Here is a 1,717-nt window from a genome sequence, read left to right on the forward strand (position 1 = left end):
ACGGTCTGCATCCAGGTGCCGACGAGGCTGGCCAGCTGGCCGGTCCAGAACCAGCGGAAGTTGCGGAAGCGGAAGGCGGCGAGGCCCTCGGCGAGCCGGGGTGGACGCGGCGGCTCGGGCGTCGGAGCCCCCTGCGCGCCGGTGAGCGCGCCGCCTGCCGGTTCGCTCGGGCTCACGCGGCGCCCCGCGCCGCGCGCGCGATGACCTGCGCCGCGCGCTCGTCGCCGAGGGCGGCGGTGTTCAGCACGAGGGCGTAGTGCAGCGGGTCGGTCCAGTCGACGTCGAAGTGGTGCTGCAGGTAGTCGGCGCGCTCCTTGTCGAAGGCGTCGAGGCGGCGCTCGGCCTCGGCGGCGCCAATCTCGCTGCGGGCCTGGATGCGGGCGAGCCGCGCCGCGCGCGGCGCGACGAGGCGCACGTGCAGCGCGCCCGGCCACTGGCCCAGCACGAAGGCGCCGCCGCGGCCGACGATCACCGCGTTCTCGCTGCGCGCCTCCTCGATGATGACCTCGCGGAAGAGCCGGCCGATGCGCTCGGGGTTGGGCAACTCCTCGCACGCTTGCAGCGCGAGTTCGCCGCCGACGGCGTACTCGGGGTGGGCCGTCTCCAGGGCGCGCAGCAGACGCAGGATGAGGCTCTCGCGGCGTTCGTCCCAGCGCTTGACGGCATCCTCGGGCAGGCCGAGCCGGCGCGCCACCTCGCCGATCAGCGCCGAATCGAGGAACTCGGCCCCGAGCAGCTCGGCCACACGGCGCCCGATGGCCAGGCCGCCCGCGCCGTACTCGCGCGACACCGTGACGATGGGCATGGCTCACCTCCTGTCGTCGCGAGGATAGCGCGCGCCTCCGGTTCAGGAAACCGGAGTTCACACAAGGGGTTATCGGATTCCGATATACGAAAGACTTTGAATCAAGGCTGAGTAGCTCCCATGCTTGTGCAGGTCACGGATCGGTCACGGTCCGGCCACGGGAGGTCACCATGCGCAGACGCCACTTGCTCCTCGCTTCCTTCGTCGCCCTCGCGGCGGTCCTGCTCCTCGGGCCGGCCACAGCTCGCGAAGAGCTGGGCGACTACATCGTTCTCAGCTGGAACGACCTGGGCATGCACTGCATGAACCAGGACCACAGTCAGATCTCCATCCTGCCCCCCTACAACACGCTTCAAGCCCAGGTCATCCGGCGGGGCGACGCGGGTAGCCTGCCGCAGCTCGTGGGCGGCGGCGTGACGCTCGACTACTCGATTCCGGGCAACACCTACTCGGTGGGTAAGACGAACTTCTGGTCCTACGAGGACCAGCTCTTCGGCGTGAACCTGCCGGACAACATCGGGCTCACGGGCCACGGCCTCACGGGTGAGTTCGAATGGAACGGCCCCGACTGGGCCGCGACAGGCATTCCGATCACGCCCTACACGGATGCGGCGCCTGCGGTCGAGGATCCCTACCAGCAGGCGCTGGTGATCCTGCGCGATGGGCAGGGCGCCGAGTTGCACCGCAGCCGGCCCGTGATCCCGGTGTCCACCGAGGTCAACTGCGTGAGCAGCGGCTGCCACAGCTCGGTGACGAATATCCTCAACATGCACGAGGACGAGGGCGGCTTCGATCCGGCCAATCAGCCCATCCTCTGCGCGCAGTGCCACGGCTCGACGCCGCTCACGGGGCCGAACCCCGGCACGGCGGGCTGGTTCTCGCGGCGCATCCACCACCGGCACGACTTCAAAA

The 1,717-nt window shown here is 69.9% G+C and carries 2 protein-coding genes; one reads left to right on the forward strand and one right to left on the reverse strand.

The window, feature by feature from the left end; all coding sequences use genetic code 11:
- Positions 1–172 precede the first annotated feature (172 nt).
- Positions 173–805: a cytidylate kinase-like family protein gene (locus FJ251_16140; protein ID MBM4119230.1), complete on the reverse strand. Its 633-nt coding sequence runs from the start codon at positions 803–805 to the stop codon at positions 173–175.
- Between the two features lie 170 nt (positions 806–975).
- On the opposite strand from FJ251_16140, the gene FJ251_16145 reads away from it, so the two are divergent.
- Positions 976–1,717, forward strand: a 742-nt coding sequence (locus FJ251_16145; protein ID MBM4119231.1) for a hypothetical protein, incomplete at its 3' end; no start/stop codon positions are given.

It is taken from the genome of bacterium, assembly GCA_016873475.1.
In the GTDB taxonomy this organism is placed as follows: domain Bacteria; phylum Krumholzibacteriota; class Krumholzibacteriia; order JACNKJ01; family JACNKJ01; genus VGXI01.